The organism is Deinococcus metallilatus, assembly GCF_004758605.1.
Classification (GTDB): Bacteria; Deinococcota; Deinococci; order Deinococcales; family Deinococcaceae; genus Deinococcus; species Deinococcus metallilatus.
Genome location: NZ_CP038512.1, coordinates 514,059 through 540,000, shown reverse-complemented (window position 1 = coordinate 540,000; position 25,942 = coordinate 514,059). Strand labels below are relative to the sequence as shown.

Below are 25,942 nucleotides of genomic sequence, written 5' to 3'. Positions count from 1 at the left end.
AAGTGACAGGGCAGACGGTAGGCTCCGGGGCGGAACTCCAGTTGGCACCGGCCCGTAGTTGCTCCTGGCATTTCCACTGACCTTCCGCTCTCTCCCCTTTTCAGGAGGCTGCATGTCCGTTCGCTTTTCTCAGAAAGCCCTGTCCCGTCAGGCCCTGTTCCTGACCCTCGCGCTGCTCACGGGGGGTGTCGCCTCGGCACAGACCGCGCCCGCCGCTACCCCGGCCAGCACCGCCCAGGCCCAGCCCGCCCTGCCTGCGGGCGTGACCTTCGTGACCGAGGTGGAGGGCATCCGCGAGTACCGGCTGCGCAATGGGCTGCGGGTGCTGCTGTTCCCCGATACGTCCAAGACGACCTTTACGCTGAACGTGACCTACCTGGTGGGCAGCAAGAACGAGAACTACGGCGAGACGGGGATGGCGCACCTGCTCGAACACATGCTGTTCAAGGGCACGCCGACCAGCGGCAACATCCTGGAGAACCTGGGCAAGCGCGGCGCCGACTTCAACGGCACCACCAGCGAGGACCGCACCAACTACTTCGAGACGCTGACGAACACCGGGGACAACCTCGCCTGGGCCGTGAAGATGGAAGCCGACCGCATGACGCACTCCAAGATCAGCGGTGACGACCTGAAGACCGAGATGACGGTGGTCCGCAACGAGTTCGAGTCCGGCGAGAACAGCCCCTTCGCGTTGCTGTACAAGCAGGTCCGCTCGGTGGCCTACGACTGGCACAACTACGGGAACACCGCCATCGGCAACCGCTCGGATGTGGAGAACGTGCCGGTGGACCGCCTCAAGGCCTTTTATCAGAAGTATTACCAGCCCGACAACGCGGTGGTGACGCTGGCCGGGAACTTCGATCCGGGGCAGGCCCTGGGGCTGATCGCCGCCGAGTTCGGCCCCCTCCGCAAGCCCTGGCGCACGCTGCCGCCGCTCTATACCGTGGAACCCGCCCAGGACGGCGAACGCAGCGTGACGGTGCGCCGGGTGGGCGACCAGCAGATCATCCTGGCGGCCTACCACATGCCCAGCGTGCGGCACCCCGACATGCCCGCCCTGCTGGTGCTCGACCAGATTCTGGCCGACGAACCCGCCGGGCGGCTCTACAAGGCGCTGGTGCAGACCAAACAGGCCACCGCCATCGGCAGCCTGACGAACAGCGCCGACGACCCCGGCCTGCTGATGTACGCGGCGGTGCTGGGCAAGGACGACAACACCGCGCCCGCCCAGGCCACCCTGCTGTCCACCCTGGAAAACGCCAGCAAGACGCCCTTTACCGAGGAGGACGTGGCCCGCGTCCGCACCCGCGTGGTGAGCGGCTACGAGCAACTGCTCGCCAAGCCCGAGACGGTCGGCCTGGCCCTGTCCGAGTACATCGCGGCGGGCGACTGGCGGCTGCTGTTCAAGCTGCGCGACGAGCTGGAAAAGGTGACGCCTGCCGCTGTGCAGCGGGTGGCCGCGACGTACCTCAAACCCACCAACCGCACGCTGGGCCTCTTCGTCCCGACCGCGCAGCCTGACCGGGTGATCGTCGGCCAGGCCCCCAGCGCCGCCGAACTCCTGAAGGGCTACCAGGGCCGCGCCGCCCTTGCGGCGGGGGAGACGATCCCGCCCGAACCCGCCGCCCTCGAAGCCCGCGTGATCCGGGAAAAGGTGGCGGGCGCGGACGTGGCCCTGCTGCCCAAGAAGACGCGCGGCGAGCGGGTGGAGTTCGTGCTGAGCCTCGACTTCGGCAACCCTGACACGGCCCGCAGCGGACAGGACGCCGCCGACTTCATCGCGCCGCTGCTCACGCGCGGGAGCAAAGACCTGACCCGCCAGCAGCTCAACGACCGCCTGGAGGCCCTCAAGACCCAGCTTCAGGTGGACGGGGGCGCGACCGGGGTCACCCTCACCCTCAGCACCGACCGCACCCACCTCCCCGAGGCGCTGGCGCTGGTCCGCAAGGTGCTGCGCGAACCCGTCTTCCCCCAGGCCGACTTTGAGGAGATCAAAAAGGCCGCGCTCGACGACCTGGAAGCGGGGCGCAACGAACCGCAGGCGGTGGCCGGGCGGGCGCTGGCGCGGGTCTTCATGCAGCCGGGGGCCAAGCACGGCGACCTGGGCTACGCGCGCACCCTCGACGAGGCCATCGCGGACACCCGCGCCGTGACGCTGGCGCAGGTGCAGGACTACTACCGCAAGGTGTGGGGGGCGGCCCGCGCGCAGGTGGCGGTCGTGGGCGACTTCGACCCGCAGACTATTCGGGCAGCCCTGCCGGAGCTGCTGGGCGGCTTCAGCAGCGGCGTGCCTTACCAGCGAGTCGTCCTGCCGCTGACCACCCCCAAGGCGCAGGACCTCGTGCTGAACGTGCCCGACAAGGCCAACGCCGTCTACGTGGCGCGGCTGAACTTCCCGCTGCGTGACGACAGCCCCGACTACCCGGCGCTGGCGGTCGCCATGCGCGTCTTCGGCGCAGGCACCGATTCGCGCCTCTTCAACCGCCTGCGGCAGAAAGAGGGCCTGAGCTACGGCGCGGGCGGGAGCGTCAACGTCTCCAGCGAGGACCCCAAGGCCAGCTTCAGCACCTACGCCATCTTCAACCCGGGCGTGACGGGCAAGGTCGCCGCCGCCATGCGCGAGGAACTCGGCCTGGCCCTCCAGAAGGGCTTCACCGCCCAGGAAATCGAGGCCGCCAAGTCCGCCCTGCTGCAAGAAGCCCGCGTGGCCCGCAGCGAGGACGCCAACGTGGCCTCGTCCCTCGCCCGCCAGCTCTACCTGGGCCGCACCTACACCTTCACCGCCGACTTCGAGGCCAGACTGAAGGCGGTCACGCCCCAGATGGCCCAGGACGCGCTGCGGAAATACGTGGACCCGGCGAATCTGGTGGTGGTCCGGGCGGGGACGTTCGGGAAGTGAGGGTCGGCGTGTAGCCTGTAGCTTGTCGCTTGTGGAGGTGGGGGAGGTGTTCCTCCACCTTCTTCTTTGGGAGGATGAAGGACGTGGAGGCGGGAGTTTTTGCTCCTCCCCCCTTGCGGGGGACTGGTACAGCTCGCACCGCGAGAGGCTGGGACTCGCAGAGCCGCTTGCAGCGGGGGGTGGCAGCCGCAGGCTGCCCTCCAAGCACGACTCCAGCCGCCGCCCCACCCCCTTCTGTTCCCTCCACGCCATACGCCACCCGCCCCAGGCCCCATACTCTCCCCCGTGAACCGCGCCGAACTCCTCTCCGACCTCGCCGTGTCGCTGGGGGCGGACGCGGTGGGCTGGGCACCCGCAAACGTCCCGGCGTCGGCAGTGACCGAGTACGCGGCGTGGCTGGCGGCGGGGCGGCACGCGGGGATGGGCTATCTGGAGCGGCAGCTTCCGGCCCGCTCGGACCCCGCGAGCCGTCTGGAGGGCACGGCGAGCGTCCTGGTGCTGGGCGTCTCGCACGCCTTTGCGGACCCCGGTGTGCCTACAGGAGGTGTGCGGGTGGGAAGGGTCGCCCGCTATGCCTGGACCCCCGACTATCACGACCAGCTTCAGCCCGTCCTGACCCGGCTGGAGGAGGAAGCGGCACGGCTGGGGGTGCGGGCGCGGGGCTACGTGGACCACGGACCGGTGATGGAGCGCCTCTTCGCGGCGGAAGCGTTCCTGGGCTGGCGCGGCAAGTCGGGGATGAATATCAGCACGCGGCTGGGCGCCTTCGTGACGCTGGCGGTGCTGTTGACCGACCTGCCGTTCGTGGGGCCACAGGAGGCCCATCCCGACCGCTGCGGGCGCTGCTTCCGCTGCGTGGCGGCCTGCCCCACGAACGCCATCGGGCCGGACCGGGCCATCGACGCGCGGCGCTGCATCTCGTACCTGACCATCGAACACCGGGGGCCGGTGTCGCCCGAACTGCGCGCCGGAATGGGCGACTGGCTCTTCGGCTGCGACATATGCAGCGAGGTCTGCCCCTGGACGCAGAAGGCCGGGCCGCTCGCGCGCCTCCTCCAGCCGGACCCCGAGCTGGCGCACCCCGACCTGGGCGCCTTTTTCGGTGTCAGCGAGCGGCAGTTCGAGCGGCGGTTCGCGGGCACGGCCTTTCTGCGCCCACGCCGCAAGGGCATGGCCCGCAACGCGCTGACGGTCCTGGGCAACACGCGCGACCCGGGGGGCTGGCCGCTCCTGCTGGCCGGAGTGCAGGACCCCGCCTGGGAAGTCCGCGAGGCGGCGGCCTGGGCGCTGGGGCAGTGGGGTGAGGCGGGGCACGTCCGGGCGCTGCTGGACGACCCGCAGGAGACGGTGCGGGAAACGGCCGCCCGCGCGTTGGGCGTCGCTTCATGAGCGGCCTGCCTGGGTGATCGGCCACTCTTTCCGGCCACGCCGCGTGGTGTGGTGAGCCATGGCGAACCTGACCGAGGCGTTCATGCAGGCCCTTCAGACCACCGAGGAAGACGGCGACCCGGCCCCCCTGGTCGCGCTGTTCGCGGACGACGCGACGCTGCAAAATCTCACCACGCAGCTCTGGCGGGGCCAGGAAGGCGCACGTCAGTTCTGGCAGACGTATCTGGACAACTTCCAGACCATCCGCAGCCAGTTCACCCACCACAGCGACGACGGCCACACCGGGTTGATGGAGTGGCAGGCGACCGGCCAACTCGCTGACGGCACCGACATCGCCTACCGGGGCGCGAGCGTGATCGAACACGACGGGCAGAAGGTGAGCGCCTTCCGCACCTACTACGACTCGGCCGCGTTCGTGAAACCGGTGGTGGAGACGGAAGCCTGATGAATTGCTCAAGGCAGGTGAGCAAGCTCTGAACGCCTGACGCCGGGGGAACCCCGCTACCATGCGGGGGATGCGCGCCCGTCCTCCGCTGCCCGCTGTTCTGACCGCCGCCCTGGTGACCCTGGCCCTGATGACCGTCACGGTGACGCCCGCGCGGGCGTCCCTCTCGCCGTCCACACCGGTGTTGCGGCCCGCGGTCACTGCCCGTTATCCACACGACCGCGCGGCCTTCACCGAGGGCCTGCAATACCTGGGGGGCGGCCTGCTGATCGAGAGCACCGGACAGGTCGGGGAATCGGGCGTGCGCCGCTGGGAACTGAAAAGCGGCCGGGTGCTGGCCGAAGTCCCCACCCCCCTTGCCAGTGCCTTCGGGGAGGGGGTAAGCGTTCTGAACGGCGTCGCCTACCACCTCACCTGGCAGTCGGGCGTGGCCTTCGCCCTCGACGCGGCCACCCTGCGTGAGCTGGGGCGCTACCGCTACTCGGGTGAAGGTTGGGGCCTCACGAACGACGGCCGCAGCCTGATCATGAGTGACGGGTCCAGCACCCTGTTCTGGCGCGATCCCAAAACCTTTGCCGTGACCCGCACGCTGCGCGTGACCGACCAGGGCCAGCCGGTCAAGAACCTGAACGAACTGGAATACGTGCAGGGCAGTGTCTACGCCAACATCTGGCTCACCGACCGCATCGCCCGCATCGATCCCAAAACCGGCAACGTGACCGCCTGGCTCGACGTGCAATCCCTGATGCAGGAAGCCAGCACCGACGCCGCCCACAGCGCGCAGCCCCTCACCTTCGACGACGTGTCCAACGGGATCGCCTTCGTGCCCGAGCGCGGCACCCTGCTCCTGACCGGCAAACGCTGGCCCACCGTCTTCGAGGTGAAGGTGCCGGGCATCCGCCCTGAAACCGGGACGACGGGCCGCGCGGGCTCCAGGCGCTGAGGCAGGCACGGGCAGGACCGTCCCGCTCCAGAGAACGCGGCCATAGCGTCCGGCGGTGTCCTCTGCGGCCTTCTTCGTGTTGTCAGGGGAGCCGGGGGCTGGGGCGCAGTGAGGTCAGGCCATCCCAAAAGCAGGGGCCGGGCCGGTTTCTCATCAAGACAACCGGCCGTCTCAGAGAACCTACCGTGACCCGTACTACAGATTAAAGCGGAATCAGTTTCGTACGTTCATGCAGGTCCTCTTAACATTGCTGGGATCGCCTCAGCCCAGAGGAAGCGTGCGTCCCGTTGTTGGCGCTGCGCGAGTTGTTTTGTGCCGCGTCTATCCGCCTGTTCCAGTTGTTTGATTTCCAGGGGTGTATTAGCGGTCATTGATCTTCAACGCCTATATCTGAGCCCCAGAAAGGAGTCTGGCATCTGACTTGAATGGGGCCGTGGCGGTCACGACTTGACCCGCCCGCACGAACCCTGACTGGTTTTGCTTTTCAGTGGCTTTTCTGAATACTCCCGGTCTTGCCTTGGGCCGGGTCGCCCTGTCATCACATCTTGAATCCGTCCTGAAGATGGAAAGGAGCCTCATGTCACGTCCTCCACGAGCTTCCCGTACGGCTGCCGTCCTGAGCCTCCCCCTGCTGCTGGCTGCCTGCGGCGGCACCTCGGCCCCCTCGGCTGCCGAAGAGAGCGCCGCGCCCTCCCCCCTGTTCAGCACGCTCGCCCTGCCGAGCAGTGGGCAGACCTACGCTGTCCTGAACATGTGCTCCGGCAAGGGGCTTGATGTGCAGAACGCCTCCACCGCCAACGGGGCCAGTGTGATGCAGTGGGACTACCAGGGGGGCACCAACCAGCAGTGGACCCTCCAGGCGACCGACAGTGGGTACTTCAAGCTCGTCGCCCGGCACAGCGGCAAGGCGCTGGAAGTCTACGGCTGGGCCACCGCCAACGGCAGCCGGGTGGGGCAGTGGGGGTACGGCGGCGGGACCAACCAGCAATGGAAGTTGGAGGATGTCGGCAACGGGTTTTACGAGCTGATTCCCCGGCACGCCGCGAACATGCGGCTCGACGTGCGCGGCGCGTCCCTCAGCAACGGCGCGCAGGTGCAGATCTACAGTGACAACAACACCTGTGCCCAACGCTGGAAACTCCAACCGACCACCCAGACTTCGGCCCCGCCGCCCACCAGTACGCCCGCCCCGACGCCCGTGCGGATCATGCCGCTGGGGGACTCGATCACGGACGGGTACAACATCCCGGGGGGCTACCGCACCGGACTCTTCCAGAAACTCAGCGCCGCAGGCCTCCCCTTCGATTTCGTCGGCTCCCTCCTCAACGGCCCCGCCGCCCTCCCCGACCGCGACCACGAGGGCCACTCCGGCTGGCGCATCGACGAAATCGCCGCCCAGGTCAACACCTGGCTCGACCAGCAGCAACCCGCCACCACCCTGCTGATGATCGGCACCAACGACATCATCCAGAACCGTGACCCCGCCAACGCCCCCAAACGCCTCGGCGCCCTGCTCGATCAGATGAGTGCCCGCCGTCCCAACATGCTGATTCTGGTGGCGACGCTGCCGCCGTTAGCGGAGGCGGGGCAGAACCGCTGGGTGGGGCAGTACAACGCGGCCTTGCCGGAGGTGGTACGCAGCCGGGCGGCACAGGGGCAGAAGGTGACGCTGGTGGACGTGAATGCGGCGCTGAATGTGGCGGATTTGGCCGATGGGGTACATCCCAACAGCACGGGCTACAGCAAGCTGGCCAACGTCTGGTATCAGGCCCTGCGCTCCACCCCGGGCGCCCTCTCCCCCTGATCCCTGCGGCACTGGGCCGCTCGCTCGCCCTCCCGGGGCCTCCGCTGGCAATCGCGGAGGCCCCGGGGGTCTGATCAATCCCCGCTCAGGTGAGGGGATGACCTGTCCGCCGGGCTTCGGCTCAGCCTGTCCCGCACCGCCTGCCAGATGGCGTCCGCCAGCGCGCCGGGGTCGCGGGTGGCGTCCAGCACCAGGAACCGCCGAGGCGCCTGGGCGGCCAGGGCCAGAAACCCGGCGCGGACCCGCCCATGAAACCCCAGGTCCGCGCGTTCCAGGCGGTCGGGCTGCCCACGTGAGGCCGCCCGCGCCAGCCCCAGCGCCGGATCGAGGTCGAGCAGCACCGTGAGGTCCGGGACCAGCCCGCCCGTCACCTCGCGCGTGAGGGCCGCGAGGAAAGTCGGGTCCAGCCCGCGCCCGGCTCCCTGGTAGGCCAGACTGGAATCGGCATACCGGTCGCACAGGACGGCCTCACCCCGCGCGAGCGCCGGACAGATCACGTTGCCGACGAGTTGCGCGCGGCTGGCGGAATACAGCAGGAACTCGGGCAGCGGGTCGATGTTCAGCAGCGGGTCCAGCAGCACCTCACGGACGCGGGTCCCCAGCGGCGTTCCGCCCGGCTCGCGCGTGACCACGTGCGGCACCCCCGCCTCTGCCAGCCGCGCCGCCAGCCACGCGAGCTGCGTGCTCTTGCCCGCGCCCTCGGGGCCTTCGAAGGAGACGAAGAGGCCGGGCGTCACAGGCCGGTGGGGTGGTGCAGGAACTGCCACGGCAGGCCGAACTCTTCCTCCAGGCGGGCGGCGAGGGCACGCACGCCGAAGACCTCGGTTTCGTAGTGCCCGGCGAAGACCACGTTCACGCCGTACTCGAAGGCGTCATAGAAGTGCTTGTGCTCGGGTTCCCCGGTGAGCAGGGTATCGAGGCCCGCGGCGGCGGCCTCCGCGACCGCACCCGCACCGCTGCCGCTGACGATCCCCAGGCGCTGCACGTTCGGCGGCCCGCCCCCATGCACCAGGCAGATTTCGCCGGTGAGCTTCTGCACCCGGTCCGCGAAGTCCTGCAAACTCTGGGGGAAGGGCAGCTCGCCCGCCAGGCCGATCTTGTGGCCCTGCCAGTCCCCGAAAGGCCGCACCTGCTGGAGGCTCAGCGCGCGGGCGATCATCGCGTTGTTGCCGACCTCGGGGTGGGCATCGAGGGGCAGGTGCGCGGCGTAGAGGTTCAGGTCGGCCATCAGCGCCGTGCGGACCCGCGCCCGGTGCGGCCCGGTGAGGGCGAGCGGCTGTCCCCAGAACAGCCCGTGGTGCACCAGCAGCAGGTCCGCGCCGCTGTCGGCCGCGTCCTGAAGCGTCTTGACGCTGGTATCCACGCTCGCGGCGACCCGCCGGATCACGTCCGTCCCCTCGATCTGGAGGCCATTCAGGCTGGGGTCGGGATAGGCGGCAATGTTGAGGTACTCGTTCAGCCAGCGCACCAGCGTGTCGCGGTCAACTTCGCCGCGCTGGGGCTGGGTGGGGGTGGGGTCCGTCATGGCTGCATTCTAGGCGGGTCACTCAGGGCGCAGCGTTCAGCGGAATGCTTTCGTGCGCCCCCTCCACGACCTCCAGCCGGTTGCCGAAAGGGTCGCGCAGGAACACACGCGACACCCCCGCTTCCGCGTCGGCCCGGCAGGAGATACCGTGGGCCTCACAGTGCGTCTGAAAGGCGGCGAGGTCCAGGCAACGCAGGGCCGGGTGCCCCTTCTCACGCGGCACGAAGTCGGGGGTGACGCCCACATGCAGTTGTCGTCCATCCGGCAGGGCAAACCAGACACCGCCCCGGCCCCGCAGCGCCTCCGGTTTGTGCAGTTCCGGCAACCCCAGGAAGTCAGCGAAAAAGGCCCGCGCCTGTGGTTCGCAGCCCGCAGGCGCCTCGATCTGAACGTGATCCAGCCCGGCAATCAGGGTCGTCATGGGCCGAGCGTAGACCTTCTCGGCGACGCGGCGGCGTCCCTCTCCCGGGAACAACGAAAAAGAACCCCGCGCTGGGCAGGGTTCCCGGGTGGTGGCGATGCCCGGACTTGAACCGGGGACCTAACGATTATGAGTCGTTCGCTCTAACCAGCTGAGCTACATCGCCTGGAAAAGTGCCCCGCGCGAGGCGGGGCCTTTTGGTGGAGCTGAGGGGATTCGAACCCCTGACCTTCTGAATGCCATTCAGACGCGCTCCCAACTGCGCCACAGCCCCGAAGGCCCGGTTAGATTACCAGTGGTCCCCGGGGTTGTCAACGGGCGGCGGGGGACCGCTGGGCCGCGAGTTGCACGTAGCCCTCGATCAGGTGAACCACGACCGGATTGTGCGTGTGGACGCCATGCGCCTCGCCGCTGCCCCCGGCTTCGATAAAGTGGGCGATCACGGCGGCCTCGCCGTCACGGGCGAGCAGGAAGGCCCGCTGGCCCTCGGCGGCGACGGGGGGCAGGCCCTCCAGCGGGGCGCGGTGCAGGTCCACGCCCCGGGGCGTCAGGCGCTCCAGGCGGTCGGCGAGGGCCGTCTCCCCCGCCATGTAGACGCTGCGGCGGGCATTGAGCGTGAGGTCCTCGCACAGGCTGCGGATGGCCGCCTCGCCGTACAGGTGATAGACGGCCTCCGGGGCGGGGTCGGGCGTGAGGCGCGAGAGGTCGCGGTCGAGGGCGCCCAGGCGGTCATCGAAGGCGCGGCGGGCACGGGCCAGGTACTCGCGGGCACTGAGCGGCGCGTACTCCAGGGGATTCTGCCCGACCCGCGCCGCGAGGCCCCGGCCCTCCAGCCGTTCGAGCGTCTCGTAGATCTTGGGGCGGGGAATACCCGCCTGCCGGGCCACCCGGGCAGGCACGGCGCGCCCCAGGGCCAGCAGGGCAGTGTAAGCGCGGGCCTCGTATTCGGTCAGACCCAGCGCTTGGAGGTGAATCACGGCACTCATCTCGTCCCAGCATAAGGGAAAAGGTCAGAATGTAGACCCGACACAACATGGCCCGGCCCCGGTGGGGAACAGTGACGACCGGAAGAGGAACCACCGGACAGGAGGCGGCCCCGGGACAACCTCCGGCGATAGACGATCAGGATACATTTTCAAACTTAAAGTACTTTAGAATCCACTGTGTAGAAACCGGAGCATCCTTCTCCTTCCCTTGCCCACTTCCAGAAATGAGGTTGCCATGCGTCATCTGACCCTTCTGACCGCCCTCGCCCTGACGGCTGGCCTGAGTGCCCAGGCCGCCGCGCCGACGCTGACGCCCGGCGTCCTGAAGATCGCGATGGAGGGCACCTACCCGCCCTTTACCTTCAAGGACGCGCAGGGCCAGCTCACCGGCTTCGACGTGGATATCGCCCGGGCGGTCGCGGCCAAGCTGGGACTGCGCCCCGAGTTCGTGCTGACCGAGTGGAGCGGCATCCTGGCCGGACTCCAGGCGAACAAGTACGACGTGATCGTCAACCAGGTGGGCATCACCCCCGAACGGCAGAAGTCCATCGGCTTCAGCCAGCCGTATGCCTACAGTCGCCCGCAGATCATTGTGCGCAAGAGCGGCAACTTCAGTCCCAAGACGCTCGCGGACCTGAAGGGCAAGCGCGTAGGCGTGGGGCTGGGCAGCAACTTCGAGAAGCAGCTCCGGGACGCGGGGGGCATCAACGTGGTCACGTACCCCGGCGCCCCCGAGTACCTGGCGGACCTGGCCGCTGGCCGCCTGGACGCCGCGTACAACGACCGCCTGCTGGTCGGCTACCTGATCACCAAGGACCGGCTGCCGATCCGGGGCGCCGGGGTGATCGGCCAGCCCGAACCCGTCGGGATCGCCTTCAAGAAGACGAATGCGGCGCTGGGGAACGCGATCAACCGCGCCCTGCTCCAGATCAAAGCGGACGGCACCTATGCCAAGATCAGCCGCAAGTGGTTCGGAGAGGATGTCAGCAAGCCCTGACACCCGTCAGCACCAGGGGGAGGCAGCCGCTCCTGCTTCCCCCTCTTCCTTTGGCGCCCGTTCACAATCCGCCACGAAACCTGTCCCGCTGAGAGAATGCCCCCATGACCGCCGAGCAGTTGCAACTGATCCTCCGGAGTGCCTGGCAGGCCCTGCCGACCCTGCTCGCCGCCGCCCCGATCACGCTGGGCTACGCGCTGGCGGCCATGCTGCTGGGGCTGCCGCTGGCGCTGCTGGTCGCCCTGGCGCGGCTCTCGGGGATCAGGCCGCTCCAGTGGATCAGCGGCGTGTACGTCTCGTTCATCCGCGGCACGCCGCTGCTGGTGCAGATCTTCGTGGTGTATTACGGCCTGCCCTCGTTCGGGATCACCCTCAGCCCCCTGGTGGGCGGCGTGCTGGCGCTGACCTTCAATGCCGCCGCCTACCTCTCCGAGACGATGCGCGCGGCGATCCTGAGCGTGCCGCGCGGCCAGCGCGAAGCGGCCCTCAGCCTGGGCCTGACGCCGGGGCAGACGCTGCGGCTGGTCGTGCTGCCCCAGGCGGCGCGGGTGGCCCTCCCCAGCCTGGGCAATACGCTGATCGGGCTGGTCAAGGACACGTCGCTGGTTTCGGTGATCACGGTGGTCGAACTGCTCCGCAGCGCCCAGCTCGTGATCGCGCGGACCTTCGAGCCGTTCGGGCCGTACCTGGCCGCCGCGCTGATCTACTGGCTGATCAGCAGCCTGCTGGAGCTGGTGCAGCGCCGTCTGGAGGTCCGGCTGTCCCGCCACGGCTGAGGCGGCAGTTGAGGTTGTGGAGAAGGAGGAGAGCGTTCCGGCGTCTCCCAAACAAAGAAAAAACCCCGGCTGAGCCGAGGTGCTGCTGTCGGGCGATCTGGGATTTGAACCCACGACTCTAGGCGTTTAAAGCAAAGAAATACCGTTCCAGAGCGGTTGTTTGACGACCTCACCTCGGCTGGCCCCACGCAGATTGGCGTTGTGGGGGCGACTCTCGCGACCGGACTCGACTCGCCTCTTGATGCAGCTCGGTGTTTCCTCTGTCACTCGTCGGTCAACTCGCCGCGTCCCGAATGGCACAACAAGAAAAAACCCCGGCTCAGCCGAGGTTTCTCTGGTGGGCGGTATAGGATTTGAACCTACGACCCCTCGCGTGTGAAGCGAGTGCTCTACCGCTGAGCTAACCGCCCGTATCGCCGCCCTGTCAAGAAGTGGTGGGCCCTGCCGGATTTGAACCGGCAACCAATCGGTTATGAGCCGACTGCTCTGACCGTTGAGCTAAGAGCCCGGGCCGTGAGCGAGGGGAAGTGTACCAGCGCGGCCGGGGGTTGTCAAACGGGGGTAGAGTGCGGGACATGCAGGTTCTCCATGTGGCGTCGGAAGTGTTTCCCTTCTCGCGGTCGGGGGGCCTGGGCGACGTGCTGGGCGCGCTGCCCGCCGTCCAGGCCCGGCTGGGCGCGGACGTGACCGTGGTGTCTCCCTGGTACGCCTCGCTGTCCGGCACGCCGCAGGAGGTGTGGCGCGGTGAGGTGCCCGGCGCCGGATTGGTCTGGGCCGGTGAGGTGCGGGAGGAGGGGGTGCGGTTCCTGTTCGTGGGGCTGCCCGCGTTCGAGCGGCCCGGCCTGTACCACCCCGACGACGTGGAACGCTTCTGCGCCTTCGGGCGGGCGGTGCTGCCGGTGCTGGAGGCGCTGGAGATCACCCCCGACGTGCTGCATGGGCACGACTGGCAGGCCGGACTGGTCGTGGCCTACGCCCACCTCGCGGGCTGGCGCGCCGCCTTTACCATCCACAACCTCCAGTACCAGGGCCGCTGGAATCTGGCCGAGGCGCGGGAATGGACCGGACTGCCGGACTGGACCTTTGGCCCCGAGGGCGTGGAGTTCTACGGTGACCTGAACCTGATGAAGGCGGGGCTGGTGTTCGCGGAGCAGATCACCACCGTGAGTCCGACCTACGCGCGCGAGATCACCACGCCGCAGTACGGCGAGGGGCTGGAGGGCCTGCTGGTGCGCCTGACGCTGGAAGGCCGCCTGAGCGGGATTCTCAACGGGCTGGACCAGGAACGCTGGGACCCCCGCACCGACCCCGACATCCGCCCGTATGCGGACGCGGCGGGCAAGGCGGCGAACGCGGCCGTCCTGCGCGCGGAGTTCGGGCTGGACGACGCGCCGATCCTGGGCGTGGTGAGCCGCCTCGCGGATCAGAAGGGAATGGACCTGCTGATCATGGCGCTGCCGGAACTGGTGGAACGCTGGAACGTGGTGGTGCTGGGCGGCGGCGATCCCCTCCTGGCGGCAGCCCTGATCGGGTGGGCCTTTCACCCGCGCGTGGCCTTTGCCTCGGGGTTGAATGAACCGCTCGCGCACCGGGTCTATGCGGGCGCGGACGCCTTCGCCATGCCCAGCCGCTTCGAGCCGTGCGGCCTGTCGCAGATGATCGCCATGCGCTACGGGACCCTGCCTGTCGTGCGTGAGACGGGCGGGCTGGTGGACACCGTGCCGCCCAACGTGGGCTTCCGGTTCGCGGACGCGGCGCCGGGGGCGCTGGCCGCCGCCTGCCGCCAAGCGCGGGCCGTCTTTGGGGATCAGGTGGAGTGGCAGGCCCGAATGGCGCGCGGGATGGAACTGAATTTCAGTTGGGAAGGCCCCGCCCGGCAGTACCTCGCCCTGTACCGCAGCCTGTGACCCTCACCTCAGAAAGGCCAGCAGCGCCGCGCTGAATGCTTCCGGCGCCTCCAGGTTCGAGAGGTGCATCGCGCCGGGGATGATCTGCCGCTCGCCGTGCCCCAGTTCCGCAATTTCCCCCGCCAGGTCGGGCGGCGTGAGGTCGTCCTGCTCCCCGACCAGGGCCAGCAGGGGCAGGTTCAGGCGGCGGAGGGTATCCCGCTGGTCGGGCCGCGCCGCCATCGCGCGGAGTGCCCCGGCGATGCCCTGGGGCGTGGCCGCCTCGATCATGGGACGGATGCGGGTGAAGGTTTCGGGGCGGTGTTCCTCGCGGGCCGCCTCGATGATGAAGCCCTTGCCTTCCTTCAGCACGCGCTCGGCCTGCTGACGGCGGTCTTTCTGCTTCTCCTCGTCGTCCGCGCGGGCGGAGGTGTCGGCCAGCACGGCGCGGGCGAAGCGCTCCGGGGCCTGCGCCAGCAGTTCCAGAGCGAGGTAGCCCCCCATGCTGAGGCCGACGAGCAAGGTGGGGTCGGGCGGCAGCGTCTTCAGCAGATCGCGGGCGGTGTCCGCGAGGGAAGTAATCGCTCCCTCTTCCCCGCCGAAACCGGGCAGGTTGGGGGCGAGGACGGTCAGGCCCGCCGCCTCCAGCGCGGCTTTCTGGTCCTCCCACATGGCGGCGGAGAGGGGGTAGGCGTGGAGGAAGAGGACGGTGCGGGGGCGGCCTTCGGTCATGGGGACAGGGTGGCGATGAGCGATGAGCTTTTAGCAGTGAACCGGCTATCACAGGCTTTAGTGTTCGCCTCAGCCTTCTTGTTCAGAGCTGATCGCCCACTGCGCCTCCCCCCGCCGCGCTAGCATCCCGGACGTGAATCTCGCGGTCGTCCTCGTCTCTCCCAAAACGCCCGGCAACATCGGGGCGGCGGCCCGCGCGATGCTGAACATGGGGGCCAGTGACCTGCGGATCGTCGCGCCGCGGTGCGATCCCCTCGATTCTCAGGCCGTGGCGATGGCGGTCCACGCCGCCGATCTGCTGCGAAGTGCGCGCATCTACCCCACCCTGCGCGAGGCGCTGGCCGACCGGGACGTGAGCGTGGGCACCTCCGCCCGCCTCCGCGCCGACCTGCCCCCGCCCCGGCATCCGGCCCAGGTGCGCCCGCTGGTGCGCGCGGCCGCCGCCCCCGCGCTGGTCTTCGGCCCGGAGGAGACGGGGCTGGTCAACAGCGATCTGGAGCAGTGTCAGGTGACGGTGCGCGTCCCGACCGCCGAGTACGCCAGCCTGAATCTCGCGCAGGCGGTGCTGCTGGTGTGCTACGAGTTCCTCCAGGCACAGGATGAACCCCCGGCCTACGACCGCAAGACCGCCACCCGCGAAGAGATGGAAGCGATGTACGGCCACCTGCATGACACGATGGAACTGATCGGCTACACCGACGCCGTGCGCGCCCGCCACACGCTGCGGCTGTGGCGTGCGATGCTCGACCGCGCATTGATGAGCAGCGCCGAGAGCCGCCTCTTCCGGGGCTTTCTGCGGCAGGTGAAGTGGAAGGTGGAGGACGCGGCCCGGCGGGGAACAGGGGCGGGGCGGGGCGGGGACGCGGTGGAGTGAGGCTCATTCCTTCTGCCGTGCCATCCGCCTGAGCCACCAGGACACCAACCACAGAATCAGTACGAGGGCCAGAAGGCAGGCGGGGGCAAATGGGTCATTCCCCCAGTTGAATAAGGTCCGGTCCAGCAGCCAGAACAGCCCGCTGAAGACCAGCAGAATCAGCGCGAGGGCACGCGCGGCCCGGCTCCACAGCAGGAAGAGGTCTTCCATGCCTCATCCTCTTTCAGCCGTAATGGTAGCGCCCTTGCAGAAAATCAATTCTCGTGTCGCGGACGAGGTAGATCAGACGGTGTTCTTCGGTGAGACGGCGGGACCAGATGTTCGGGCCGAGGTACTTGAGGGGTTCAGGCTTGCCCAGCCCGCCGAAGGGGTCGCGCAGAACGAGTTCGACCAACCGCAGGAGGCGCAGGGCCGTCTTGCGGTCCGTCTGCACCCAGTAGGTCAGGTCCTCGATGAACTCCGGCTGGAAGACCGCCACACGCGCCGTTTCATTCGCCATCCAGCCCCACCCTCCGGACCAGTTCCGCCGGGGTGAGGCTTTCCCCCTCGTCCGCAAGGGCGCGCTGGAGGGCAGACAGGAGGCGGCGGGCGTTCGCGGGTGAGCGCAGTAGGTGTGCGCTTTCCTGAAGGCTGCGGAGTTCGTCGGCGGCGATCAGGGCCACACTTTCTCGCCCCCGGCGTTCGATGATCACCGTCTCGCGGTCATTCACAGCACGGTCCATCAGGGAGGCGAGTTCAGCCCGTGCCTGGGTGTAGGTCCGTTCGATCATGGACTTATTGTACAGCTTCCCTGTACATCTTCGTGGCTTTCAGACCCGCCCCACGGTTCCCCGGACCCGTGTCCCTAGACTGTCTCCCATGACCGACTCGTCCGCCTCGCTGTCCACTCCGCCGCCCCCAGCTCCGCGCGGGGTGCCGCTGTCGGACCGGGTGAAGCTGGTCCGGAACCTGCTGCCGCCCCTCATCGTGCTGGTGGTGGCGGTGGTGGAGTTCGTGATCGCGCAACTGCGGAACCCCGTCGCGGAGGTCTGGGCGCATCTGCTGTTCTACGGACTGGTCGGCCCGGCGGTGACTTTTTTTACCGTGGAATGGATCGCGGAAGGCACCCGCGCCCGGGAGCGGGCCGAACGGGAACTGCGCGTGACCTATGCCCGGCTGAGTGCCTCGCACGGGCAGCTCCAGGCCGTGCAGGAACTGATGCGCGACCTGACGGACGCCCCCGATATGGGCGCGGTCGTGGAAGTCGCGGCGCGCGGCGCGGTGCGGGCGACCGGGGCCACCCACGCGACCCTGACCGTACCGGGCGGCCTGAGCGGCTCGGCCTCCGGGGAGACGCCCGCCGCCCCGGGCACGGAACTGTATCCGCTGCGGGTCGGGATTCCGGGGGGCGGGGCGCTCGCGCTGCACTTCGACACGCCGCCCACGCCGGAAACCCAGACGCTCGCGCAGGCGCTGGCCGCCGAGGTGGCGACCGGGGTGGAGGCCGCGCGGCAGCGGACCCTCGACCTGATGACGCTCTACAGCGTGGACCAGTCCATCCGCGCCGAGCGCAACATGCGCCGCCTGCTCGCCCGCGTGACCCGCAACATGGCCGAGCGGGTGCAGGCGGGCGCGCGGGCCGCCTACCTGAGCGACCAGGACGGCGTGTTGCGGCTGGAATACGCCCAGCACGCGGGCGGCGAGAGCAGCAGCAGCGGCGCGCTGGCCCCGGCCTTCGTGGGGCGGGTGGCGCAGGCGGACACGCCCCTGGTGGCGAGCGCCCAGGAGGCCGCCGAGGTGTTCCCCGAGGCAAAAAGTGCCCTGGGCTTCCCGATGCGCGACGAGGAGGGGCTGGTCGGCGTGCTGGTGCTGGGGGACGCCCGCCCCGACGCCTTCGAGGGCGCCCGCCTGCCGCTGCTGGCCCTGCTGGCCGCCCAGGCCGCGCTGGGGGTCCGCAACGCCCGCGCCTACCTGTACTCCGAAGAACTGGCGATCAGCGACGAACGCGCCCGGATCGCCCGCGAGATTCACGACGGCGTGGCGCAGTCGCTGGCCTTCTGCGCCCTGAAGCTCGACCTGGTGGCCCGCCAGCTCCACAGCGACCCGGATAAGGCGGAAGCGGAGGTGAAGGCCGCCACCGCCCTGCTGCGCGAGCAGATCCGCGAGGTGCGGCGCTCGATCTTCGCGCTGCGCCCGATTGACCTCGAACGCTACGGGCTGCTGGAAACGGTGCGGCGTTACGTGGAGGACTTCGGCCAGCAGAACAACCTCCGCTCCACCCTGAATGTGACCGGGGACATCCACCTCGCGCCGGGGGACGAAGCGGTGGTGTTCCGTATCCTGCAAGAGAGCCTGAACAACGTCGCCAAGCACGCCCGCGCCCGCGAGGTCACAGTGACGCTGCACGGCGGCGAGCGCGTCACGCTGCGCGTGCAGGACGACGGCGCGGGCTTCGATCCGGAACAGGTGTCGGGCCGCGTCAGCAGCGCCGGGGGCCTGGGCCTGATGCAGATGCGCGAGCGCGTCGAGAGCCGGGGCGGGAATTACCGCGTGCTGAGCAGCCCCGGTCACGGGACGCTGGTGGAGGCGGAAGTGCCGCAGGCGTGAGGGAGCTTTCAGCTCTCAGCCGTCAGCAAGAAGAGCTTTTGCTGACGGCTGAGAGCTGATGGCTGACCGCTCATTCCTCTCCCCCAACACCTCCCGCACTGGCGGCGGCATCGGCGCCCGTGCTCCAGGCGACCTGCATCACGTCAAGACCGGCGTGGGCAAGAGGTGGAGGCAACTGCCTTTCAACCGTCGCACCACAGAGCAGGGGGCGCTCACCCAGCGGCGGCGCCCCCTGCTGCACAAGTGCTGCGCTCCTTCAGTCCGTCGCCCCGGCCCGCTGCCCTTCTACACGCGCTGCGGCCTTGCGCCCGGCGAGAGGCCGTTCGGGCATCAGCAGCGTGACCAGGAAGGCCACCGCGACCAGCACGCCCGCGATCAGGAAGACGTGGTCAATCGCGCCCGCCATCACGCCGCGCAGGGCCGTCAGGATGGGGGCGATGAGGTCGGCATGGCCCAGGCGGGTCAGAGCCGCCTCCAGTTGTCCGGTCGCCTGTGGGCTGGACAGCACGTTCGGGTTGGCGATGGCGTCCTGCATCGGCGCGGGGAGCCGGGCCGCTTCGGACGGCAGCTTCGCGGCGAGGTTCTGCGCCAGTTGCGCGTTCACCAGGGCGCCGAACAGGCTGACCGCCAGCGTGCCGCCGATCTGCCGGAAGAACTGGTTGCCGCTGGTGGCGCTGCCGAGCTGGTCACGCGGAGAAGCGTTCTGCACGGCGAGCGTGAGCTGGCTGTTCACCGGGCCGAGGCCCAGACCCAGCAGCACCATCAGCCCGACGGCGATCCACAGCGGCGTCGTGGTGCCCAGCGTGGTGCTGAGCAGCAGGGCGGCGGTGGCGATCAGCGCGCCGCCCATGATCAGCACCTTGTAGCGCCCGGTGCGGCTGACGATCTGCCCGCTGAGGGTGCTGGTCACGATCAGGCCGAACATCAGCGGCGTCAGGGCCAGGCCGCTGCCGCTGGCGCTGCTGCCCCGCACGCCCTGCATGTAGAGCGGCAGGTACAGGATCGCGGCGTACATCCCCGCGCTGGTCAGGAACCCCGCCAGATTCGCCAGCGAGATCGCCGGGTCACGCAGCAGCCGCAGGTTCAGGATGGGCTGTTCCTGATGACGGCTGTGCCAGACGTACCACCCGCCGAGCGCCAGCGTGGCGGCCAGCAGCCCCAGGATGCGGGCGCTGCCCCAGGCATAGGTGCCGCCACCCCAGGAGAGCGCGAGCGTGAGCGTGACGACCGTGCCCGCGAGCAGCAGCGCCCCCAGCGCGTCGAAGTGGCGGTGCGTGCGGGGGCCGGTGGGCGCGGGCATCCGGAAGAAGCGGCCCACGAAGTACAGGGCCAGCAGCGCGAACGGCACGTTCACGAAGAACACGCTGCGCCAGCCCAGGTGGTCGGTCAGAAAGCCCCCCACCAGCGGCCCCACCACGCTGCTGATGCCCCACACTGCGCCGGTATACCCCTGGTAGCGTCCGCGTTCGATGGGCGTGAAGAGGTCGGCAATCGCCGTGAAGCTCATCGCCATCAGCATGCCGCCGCCGATGCCCTGGAAGGCACGCAGCGCGATCAGTTGCCCCATGCTCTGCACGAACCCCAGCAGCACGCTGCCGAGGGCGAACACGACGATGCCCAGCAGGATCAGTGGGCGGCGACCATAGCGGTCGCTGATCGTGCCGACGATGGGGACGGTAATGGTCGTGGCGAGCGAGTAGGCCGTGAAGGCCCAGGCGTACAGGTGAAAGCCGCCCAGGTCCGAGATCACGCGCGGCATCGCGCTGCCCACCACCGTCATGTTCAGGCTGGAGAGGAACAGCACCGTCAGGATGCCGATGAAGGCCAGGATTTTGTCGCGCTGGGAGAGGCCTGAGGCGGTCATGCGCTCACCTCCTCACGGGGCAGCTTCGCCTGGGACAGGGCGAGGCTCGCTTCCAGGTTCTCCAGCGCGGTCAGGGCCGCGCGAACCCGGGCGGGCGGCAGGTGACCGAAGTGCGAATGCACGATCTCGCGGGCGGCCGCGCGGGTGCGGGCGCGGGCTGCCTCGCCCGCCGGGGTCAGCCGCAGCCGCTGCTTGCGGAGGTCGGTGGGGTCGGAGACGCGCTCCAGCAGGCCCTGTCCGGCCAGCTTCGTCACGATGCGGGTGACGGTGGGCGCGGGCAGGCGGTGGTGCTCGGCAACGGCACCGGGCGTGTCGAAGCCGTCCATCACCGCCCCCAGCACCAGCACTTCCTTGGTGTTGAGGTTCACGGCCTGTTCCAGAGGCTCGTCGAGCGCCTGCCGGAACTGCCGCGAGAGCCGCAACGTCTGGCGCACCAGCGTGTACAGCTCATCGGAGGGGGAAAGAGGTGGAGTCATTTCAATCGAAATTATTTCACCTGGAAGGATGTGTTTGGTTCATCCTCCCGTTACTCTTTGGGGAACACGCGCAGGCCCTCCAATCCGTCCAGTTGTTCGGAGAGACACGCGCGCCTCACGAGATGCGCCTCCAACACCCCCGGCAACCAGGACAGGCAGTCTCCGGGCAGGGCGTCGGGCGCGAACCAGGCCACCTCCGACGCTTCCGGCGTGGGACGCGGGGTGCCTTCCCACCGTTCTGTCGCGAACAGGAAATCGGCGCCCGTCACGCCTCCGAGGTCATAGCGGCTGACGCCCAGAAACCGCAGGTCCGCCGGATTCACCCGCAGGCCCACTTCTTCCCACGTTTCGCGCGCCGCCGCCTCGGCCAGCCCTTCCCCCCGCTCCACGTGGCCGCCCGGCAGGTCCCAGAGGCCCGCTCCGTAGGCAACGCCCGCGCGTCTTCCCAGCAGCACGCGCCCCTCACGGTCCCGAAGAATCAGCCAGGCGATCAGGTGAAAGGTCATGGGTCAGGGTAACCGCCCGGGCCGACTCGCCAGCAGCCCGGTCACGAACGTCAACCCCGTGCAGGCGATCAGGAACCCCAGCGGCGCACTCCAACCGCCCGTCCAGTCATGCAGGGCGCCGAAGATGAAGGGGCCGGTCGCGGCCAGCAGATACCCGAAGCCCTGCGCCAGCGCCGAGAGCTGCGGCACCTGCGCCGGGTGCGCCGCCCGCTGCGCGATCAGGACCAGCGCCAGCGGGAAGGTACTCCCGCACCCCGCCCCCAGCAGCAGAATCCAGACCAGCGGCCACTGCGGCGCCAGCAGCAGCCCCAGCAGCCCCCCGCCGATCAGGGCGGCCGCGCCCAGCACCAGCGGGAAGGGGTTCCACAGCCGCGCGGCCAGGATCGGCACCACCAGCGTGAAGGGGAGCTGCACGATATTCCCGGCAGAGAGCAGCAGGCCGCTCGCGGCGGCACTCAGGCCGTGGTCCTGAAGCACGCGCGGCAGCCAGGTCAGCCAGGTGAAGAACACCAGCCCCTGAAACCCCATGAAGAGGGTGACGGGCAGGGCGTAGGGGTTGCGCCATACCGGCGGCCCCTCCACCGCGAGCCGCGCGTGCGTCTGCCGCCCGAACAGCGCGGGGAGCCAGGCCAGCACGCCCGCCACCGCCAGCCACACCCATATGCCCAGCGAGGCCCGCCACGACCCGCCCAGCGCCGTCCGCAGCGGCACCGCCAGCCCCGACGCCAGCGCCGCCCCACTCACCACCGCCAGCGTGTACACCCCGGTCATCAGGCCCACCCGTTCCGGGAAGTCGCGCTTGACCAGGCTGGGCAGCAGCACGTTGACGATGGCGATGCCCGCGCCGACCAGCACCGTTCCCAGCAGAATCCACGGCAGACTCGGCCCCACCCGCAGCAGCGCCCCCACGCCGATCACGGCGGTGCTGATCAGGATCACCGTCTCCGAACTGCGCCGCCGCGTGAGGAGGGGCGCCAGCGGCGCGAGCAGGCCCCAGCACAGCAGCGGAATCGTCGTCAGCAGGCTGACGGTCGCCGCGTTCACCCGCAACTCGGATTGAATCTGTGCCAGCAGCGGCCCGAACCCGGCGATGGTGGGCCGCAGGTTGAGCGCCACCACCACGATGCCCAGGATCAGCCAGGCTCGCGGCGTGCTTTTCCAGCGGGCAGGCTCCGGCGGTTGCCCTCCCTGTGGTCTGGCCGGTTGACTGGTGTCCTGTGGAGTGGAATGCATGGTCCTCCCGCCGCTGGCGCCGTTCCCTGTGTAGAGGTCACTCCATCATGCCCTTCCCGGTGCCCGGCCGTCACCACTGACCACTGCGACTTGTTCCGCTGACCAGGCTTGATACGCGGTGTGAGCGCGGCCGCTGACGTTCTTTTGCCGCGCTGCTATTGTGTCTTTCGCGTCACCGGGGGTGCCCACGCACGAGTGCCAGAACGGCCAAGGGCGGGGCTGAGACACACCCCAGGAACCTGATCCGGGTCATACCGGCGGAGGGAGCGTGATGCGCGGGCCCCGGGGACACCGGGCGACCCGTGTGCGCCTGCCCCTTCGTGACGCGAGGGGGAATTTTTATGTTGAGGAATGCACTGCTGCTCGGCCTGCTGCTGGCGGGCGCGGCCCAGGCCCAGAGCGCCCCGACCACCCTGACGGTCATCACCCACGATTCCTTCGACCTGGACAAGAAGCTGGTCGCGCAGTTCGAGAAGGCGAACAACGCCCGCGTGCGCTTCGTGAAGGGCGGCGACGCCGGGGAACTGCTGAACCGCCTGATCCTGACCCGCCGCGCCCCGCTTGCCGACGTGGTGTACGGCCTGGACAACACGCTGCTGCCCCGCGCCCGCCAGTTCGGCCTGCTGGAAGCGTACAAATCCCCGGCCCTGGCGAAGGTGCCCGCCGCCTACCGCCTGGACGACGCGGGCCTGCTCGACACCGTGGATTATGGCTTCGTGGCGCTCAACTATGACCGCGCCTGGTTCCAGAAGTCGGGCCTGCCCCTGCCCCGAACGCTCGACGACCTGAAAAAGCCGCAGTACGCGCGCCTGACCGTCGTCCCCTCCCCGGCGACCAGCAGCCCCGGCCTGGCCTTTTTGCTCGCCACCGTGAACCACTTCGGTGAGGCGGGCGCGTGGGAATGGTGGCGCGAGGCGCGCCTGGGAGGCCTCAAGGTCACGCGCGGCTGGTCCGACGCCTACGAAAAGGACTTCAGCAAGAACGGCGGCAAGTACCCCATCGTCCTGAGCTACGCCAGCAGCCCCGCCGCCGAGGTGTTCTACGCCGACGGCTACGACCCCAGGAAGCTCCCGGCGCAGGCCCCGACCGGTAACCTCTTCCTGCCCGGGAGCACCTTCCTGCAACTGGAAGGCGCAGGCGTTCTGAAGGGGGCGAAGCAGCCCCAGCTCGCCCGCAAGTTCGTGGACTTCATGCTGAGCGCCCCCGTCCAGGCCGACATCCCCACCCGCATGTGGGTCTATCCCGCCGTGAGCGGCATCCCCCTCGACCCCGTCTTCAAGTTCGCCCAGCAGCCCGACGTGACGCCCGTCAAGCCCGGCCTGCTCGCCAACCCGCAGCGGCTGGTGGACGCCTGGGTAAACAACGTGCTGCGGGCGCGTTGAGTCGGCCCGGGGGATCACCTCTTCCCCATGCCTCTCTGCCGTGTGCAGGGGGGCTTTTTTGCGCTAGGCTTTTAGACCAAGACCAAAATTCTCAGCTTCGGCGTTCCCACGGAGGTCCGCATGTCTGACCCTACTCCGCTCACCCCCCGGCAGCGGCGCACGCTCGCGGCCCTGATGGACACCTACCTGCCCGCGCTGAAGGGCCGCCCCGACCCCCACGGCTTTTTCGCCACGTCCGCCAGTGACACCGGCGCCCCGGCCGCCGCTGAGGCCCTGATCGCGGAGTTGCCGCGGGCCGACCGGGCGGGCCTGCTGGAGCTGCTCGACGGGCTGGCCTTTTTCTCCCGGCTGCACCGCGCGCCGTTGAAGGTCCGGGAAGGGGTGCTGAACGCCGTTGCTGCGCGGAACGCGCGGGCCGCCGGGGGCCTGACGGCGCTGCGCCGACTCACGCTGATGCTGGGCTACGCCGTGACCGACGGGCAGGGGCGGAATCCTTTCTGGCCACAGTTCGGCTACAGCGGCCCTTTGGGAGCGGAGGCCCGCACCACACCCGACCTGCCGAACACCGAGCCGGAAGACGGGGCGGTCCTCACGGCGGATGTGGTCGTGATCGGCTCGGGCGCGGGCGGCGGCGTGATCGCCGGGGAACTGAGTGCGCGGGGCCTGAAGGTCACGGTGCTGGAGGCCGGACGGCAGTACCCGGACGCCGACCTGGGCCGCTCGGAACTGTGGGCCTACCGGCACCTGTACTGGCGCGGCGGCCCGGCCGCGACCGCCGACGGCAACGTCTCGCTCCTCGCGGGGCAGACGGTGGGCGGCGGCACCACCGTCAACTGGATGAACTGCGTCCGCACCCCCCCCGAGGTGCGGGAGGAATGGGCCAGGGCCGGGCTGCGGGGGCTGGACACCGCCGAATTCGACGGCCACCTCGACGCGGTGATGCGGCGCCTCCAGGCGAACAACGAATGCAGCGAGTTCAACGGCACGCATCAGCGCATGATTGAGGGGGCTATGCGGCTGGGCTATTCCTTCCAGCGGGCCTACCGCAACGCGGACCCGCGCCTGCACGATCCCCGGCACGCCGGACACTGCGGGTTCGGGGACGCCACCGGCAGCAAGCAGAGCACCGCCAGGACCTATCTGAAAGATGCCCTGGAGCGCGGCGCCACGCTGATCGAGGGCGCTGCTGCCGGGCGCATCCTGACCGCAGGGGGGCACGCCACCGGGGTGGAGGTCACCCTGCACACCCGGACAGGCGAGCGGCGGCACTTCACGGTGAGGGCGCCGCAGGTCGTGGTCGCGGGTGGGGCGCTGGAAACGCCCGCCCTGCTGCGGCGCTCCGGCATCGGCGGCCCGGCGGTGGGCGAGTTCCTGCACCTGCATCCCTGCGGCGCCGTGGTCGGCGTCTTCGACCACGACCAGCAGAACTGGTGGGGCGCGACCCAGGGGGCCATCGTGGACGAATTCGGGGGACGCCGGGACGGGTACGGCTACCTGATCGAAACCATCCAGTACACCACCGGCCTGTCCGCCGCCGCCAGTGCCTGGCAGGACGCCGTCACCCACAAGGAACGCATGGCACGTCACGCGAACACCGTGACCCTGATTCACCTCACCCGGGACCGGGGCTCCGGGCGCGTCACGCTGGATGAGGGCGGACAGGCACGCGTGACCTACAGCGTCAGCGACCCGCTGGACGTGGAGAATTTCTTCCACGGGCAGGCCAGCGTCGCCCGCCTCCTGGCCACCGCCGGGGCGCACACCATCTACACGCTGCACGACCGCGCCGCGCCCTGGCACGCCGGGCAGGACCTCGAAGCCCGCCTGCGGGAGTGGCGGGCGCTGCCGCTGGGCGCAGGCGGGCACGCGGTGTTCAGCGCCCACCAGATGGGCACCGCCCGTATGGGCCTGGACCCCGCCACCAGCGTCGCTGGCCCGGAAGGCGAGTTGCACGACATCCAGGGCGTCTGGGTCGGTGACACCAGCGCCTTTCCCACCTCCTCCGGCGCGAACCCGATGATCACCTGCATGGCCCTGGCGCGGCGCACGGCGCAGTTCATCGCCGCGAAGGCCAGCGTGGGCCAGCTCACCTGAGAGCGGGCGCAGCTCTGCCCCTGCACCCCGGCGCCCGCCGAATGCGTCTGCTTTCGCCTATGCTGGGCCGCGCGATGCTGCCGCCTGCCTTTCTCCAGCCGATCCCGCCGTCCCTGGTGAA

24 protein-coding genes and 4 tRNA genes are annotated in these 25,942 nt (G+C 69.4%); 12 read left to right on the top strand and 16 right to left on the bottom strand.

The annotated features are described in order from the left end of the window. Positions 1–112: 112 nt before the first annotated feature. The 5 genes from E5F05_RS08525 to E5F05_RS21455 all read left to right on the top strand — a co-directional run bounded on the left by E5F05_RS08525 (position 113) and on the right by E5F05_RS21455 (position 7,483). Positions 113–2,902 carry a M16 family metallopeptidase gene (locus E5F05_RS08525; protein ID WP_129118204.1) on the top strand — a complete coding sequence of 930 codons (2,790 nt, stop codon included), beginning with the start codon at positions 113–115 and terminating at the stop codon, positions 2,900–2,902. A 285-nt stretch (positions 2,903–3,187) separates the two neighbouring features. Next, entirely contained in the window at positions 3,188–4,291 is a 1,104-nt protein-coding gene (gene queG / locus E5F05_RS08520; RefSeq protein WP_129118203.1) for a tRNA epoxyqueuosine(34) reductase QueG, read from the top strand. 58 nt (positions 4,292–4,349) lie between these two features. Next, positions 4,350–4,736: a nuclear transport factor 2 family protein gene (locus E5F05_RS08515; RefSeq protein ID WP_129118202.1), complete on the top strand. Its 387-nt coding sequence runs from the start codon at positions 4,350–4,352 to the stop codon at positions 4,734–4,736. 61 nt (positions 4,737–4,797) lie between these two features. Then, positions 4,798–5,679, top strand: a complete 882-nt coding sequence (locus E5F05_RS08510; RefSeq protein ID WP_129118201.1) for a glutaminyl-peptide cyclotransferase — start codon at positions 4,798–4,800, stop codon at positions 5,677–5,679. Positions 5,680–6,256: 577 nt separating this feature from the next. Next, a complete protein-coding gene (locus tag E5F05_RS21455) occupies positions 6,257–7,483 on the top strand; it encodes an RICIN domain-containing protein (protein ID WP_206732999.1) in 1,227 nt (408 codons plus the stop codon). Between the two features lie 74 nt (positions 7,484–7,557). On the opposite strand, the gene tmk is transcribed toward E5F05_RS21455, so the two are convergent. The 6 genes from tmk to E5F05_RS08475 all read right to left on the bottom strand — a co-directional run bounded on the left by tmk (position 7,558) and on the right by E5F05_RS08475 (position 10,415). Beyond that, complete coding sequence (tmk, locus tag E5F05_RS08500; RefSeq protein WP_129118200.1) at positions 7,558–8,220, bottom strand: dTMP kinase; 663 nt, start codon at positions 8,218–8,220, stop codon at positions 7,558–7,560. Continuing rightward, entirely contained in the window at positions 8,217–9,008 is a 792-nt protein-coding gene (locus E5F05_RS08495) for a Nif3-like dinuclear metal center hexameric protein (protein WP_129118199.1), read from the bottom strand. The genes tmk and E5F05_RS08495 overlap by 4 nt, the downstream gene beginning before the upstream one ends. A gap of 22 nt (positions 9,009–9,030) precedes the next feature. Next, positions 9,031–9,429 carry a VOC family protein gene (locus E5F05_RS08490; RefSeq protein ID WP_129118198.1) on the bottom strand — a complete coding sequence of 133 codons (399 nt, stop codon included), beginning with the start codon at positions 9,427–9,429 and terminating at the stop codon, positions 9,031–9,033. Between the two features lie 89 nt (positions 9,430–9,518). Next, a tRNA-Met gene (locus tag E5F05_RS08485) sits at positions 9,519–9,595 on the bottom strand. A gap of 32 nt (positions 9,596–9,627) precedes the next feature. Continuing rightward, positions 9,628–9,703, bottom strand: a tRNA-Ala gene (locus tag E5F05_RS08480). Between the two features lie 37 nt (positions 9,704–9,740). Then, positions 9,741–10,415: a TrmB family transcriptional regulator gene (locus E5F05_RS08475; protein ID WP_129118197.1), complete on the bottom strand. Its 675-nt coding sequence runs from the start codon at positions 10,413–10,415 to the stop codon at positions 9,741–9,743. Between the two features lie 235 nt (positions 10,416–10,650). Between E5F05_RS08475 and E5F05_RS08470 the strand changes: the two genes are divergently transcribed. Further along, positions 10,651–11,412 carry a transporter substrate-binding domain-containing protein gene (locus E5F05_RS08470; protein ID WP_129118196.1) on the top strand — a complete coding sequence of 254 codons (762 nt, stop codon included), beginning with the start codon at positions 10,651–10,653 and terminating at the stop codon, positions 11,410–11,412. 104 nt (positions 11,413–11,516) lie between these two features. Then, positions 11,517–12,188 (top strand): amino acid ABC transporter permease, encoded by a 672-nt coding sequence (locus tag E5F05_RS08465; protein WP_129118195.1) that lies wholly within the window; start codon positions 11,517–11,519, stop codon positions 12,186–12,188. Between the two features lie 335 nt (positions 12,189–12,523). On the opposite strand, the gene E5F05_RS08460 is transcribed toward E5F05_RS08465, so the two are convergent. Both E5F05_RS08460 and E5F05_RS08455 read right to left on the bottom strand, forming a co-directional pair. After that, a tRNA-Val gene (locus E5F05_RS08460) sits at positions 12,524–12,598 on the bottom strand. Between the two features lie 22 nt (positions 12,599–12,620). Continuing rightward, positions 12,621–12,696: transfer RNA gene (locus E5F05_RS08455), tRNA-Ile, on the bottom strand. 67 nt (positions 12,697–12,763) lie between these two features. Here E5F05_RS08455 and E5F05_RS08450 point away from each other — a divergent pair. Continuing rightward, a complete protein-coding gene (locus E5F05_RS08450; RefSeq protein WP_129118194.1) occupies positions 12,764–14,095 on the top strand; it encodes a glycogen synthase in 1,332 nt (443 codons plus the stop codon). Between the two features lie 3 nt (positions 14,096–14,098). Here the strand turns inward: E5F05_RS08450 and E5F05_RS08445 are convergent, their stop codons facing one another. After that, the gene (locus E5F05_RS08445) at positions 14,099–14,806 is read right to left on the bottom strand and encodes an alpha/beta fold hydrolase (protein ID WP_129118193.1); all 708 of its coding nucleotides are present in this window, start codon (positions 14,804–14,806) and stop codon (positions 14,099–14,101) included. Positions 14,807–14,939: 133 nt separating this feature from the next. Between E5F05_RS08445 and E5F05_RS08440 the strand changes: the two genes are divergently transcribed. Beyond that, on the top strand, positions 14,940–15,680 hold the full coding sequence (locus E5F05_RS08440) for an RNA methyltransferase (protein WP_164973399.1): 741 nt from the start codon (positions 14,940–14,942) through the stop codon (positions 15,678–15,680). Between the two features lie 3 nt (positions 15,681–15,683). Here E5F05_RS08440 and E5F05_RS08435 read toward each other — a convergent pair whose 3' ends face one another. The 3 genes from E5F05_RS08435 to E5F05_RS08425 are packed head-to-tail and all read right to left on the bottom strand — an operon-like array spanning position 15,684 to position 16,450. Beyond that, the gene (locus tag E5F05_RS08435; RefSeq protein ID WP_129118191.1) at positions 15,684–15,890 is read right to left on the bottom strand and encodes a hypothetical protein; all 207 of its coding nucleotides are present in this window, start codon (positions 15,888–15,890) and stop codon (positions 15,684–15,686) included. Between the two features lie 13 nt (positions 15,891–15,903). Beyond that, a complete protein-coding gene (locus tag E5F05_RS08430; protein ID WP_129118190.1) occupies positions 15,904–16,179 on the bottom strand; it encodes a Txe/YoeB family addiction module toxin in 276 nt (91 codons plus the stop codon). After that, on the bottom strand, positions 16,169–16,450 hold the full coding sequence (locus E5F05_RS08425) for a type II toxin-antitoxin system Phd/YefM family antitoxin (protein WP_129118189.1): 282 nt from the start codon (positions 16,448–16,450) through the stop codon (positions 16,169–16,171). Before E5F05_RS08425 ends, E5F05_RS08430 begins: the two co-directional genes overlap by 11 nt. Before the next feature lie 88 nt (positions 16,451–16,538). Between E5F05_RS08425 and E5F05_RS08420 the strand changes: the two genes are divergently transcribed. Continuing rightward, positions 16,539–18,266, top strand: a complete 1,728-nt coding sequence (locus E5F05_RS08420) for a sensor histidine kinase (protein ID WP_129118188.1) — start codon at positions 16,539–16,541, stop codon at positions 18,264–18,266. Between the two features lie 256 nt (positions 18,267–18,522). On the opposite strand, the gene E5F05_RS08415 is transcribed toward E5F05_RS08420, so the two are convergent. From E5F05_RS08415 to E5F05_RS08400, 4 genes are read right to left on the bottom strand one after another with little or no spacing between them, the layout of a single operon-like run. Then, positions 18,523–20,130 carry an MDR family MFS transporter gene (locus tag E5F05_RS08415; RefSeq protein WP_129118187.1) on the bottom strand — a complete coding sequence of 536 codons (1,608 nt, stop codon included), beginning with the start codon at positions 20,128–20,130 and terminating at the stop codon, positions 18,523–18,525. Then, positions 20,127–20,606 (bottom strand): MarR family winged helix-turn-helix transcriptional regulator, encoded by a 480-nt coding sequence (locus E5F05_RS08410; RefSeq protein WP_129118186.1) that lies wholly within the window; start codon positions 20,604–20,606, stop codon positions 20,127–20,129. Before E5F05_RS08410 ends, E5F05_RS08415 begins: the two co-directional genes overlap by 4 nt. 50 nt (positions 20,607–20,656) lie before the next feature. Further along, positions 20,657–21,112, bottom strand: a complete 456-nt coding sequence (locus E5F05_RS08405) for an NUDIX domain-containing protein (RefSeq protein ID WP_129118185.1) — start codon at positions 21,110–21,112, stop codon at positions 20,657–20,659. Between the two features lie 3 nt (positions 21,113–21,115). Beyond that, a complete protein-coding gene (locus E5F05_RS08400; protein ID WP_241687090.1) occupies positions 21,116–22,345 on the bottom strand; it encodes a CynX/NimT family MFS transporter in 1,230 nt (409 codons plus the stop codon). A gap of 341 nt (positions 22,346–22,686) precedes the next feature. Between E5F05_RS08400 and E5F05_RS08395 the strand changes: the two genes are divergently transcribed. After that, a complete protein-coding gene (locus tag E5F05_RS08395; protein ID WP_129118184.1) occupies positions 22,687–23,727 on the top strand; it encodes a thiamine ABC transporter substrate-binding protein in 1,041 nt (346 codons plus the stop codon). A 120-nt stretch (positions 23,728–23,847) separates the two neighbouring features. After that, positions 23,848–25,821 (top strand): FAD-dependent oxidoreductase, encoded by a 1,974-nt coding sequence (locus E5F05_RS08390; protein WP_129118183.1) that lies wholly within the window; start codon positions 23,848–23,850, stop codon positions 25,819–25,821. Positions 25,822–25,942: the final 121 nt, after the last annotated feature.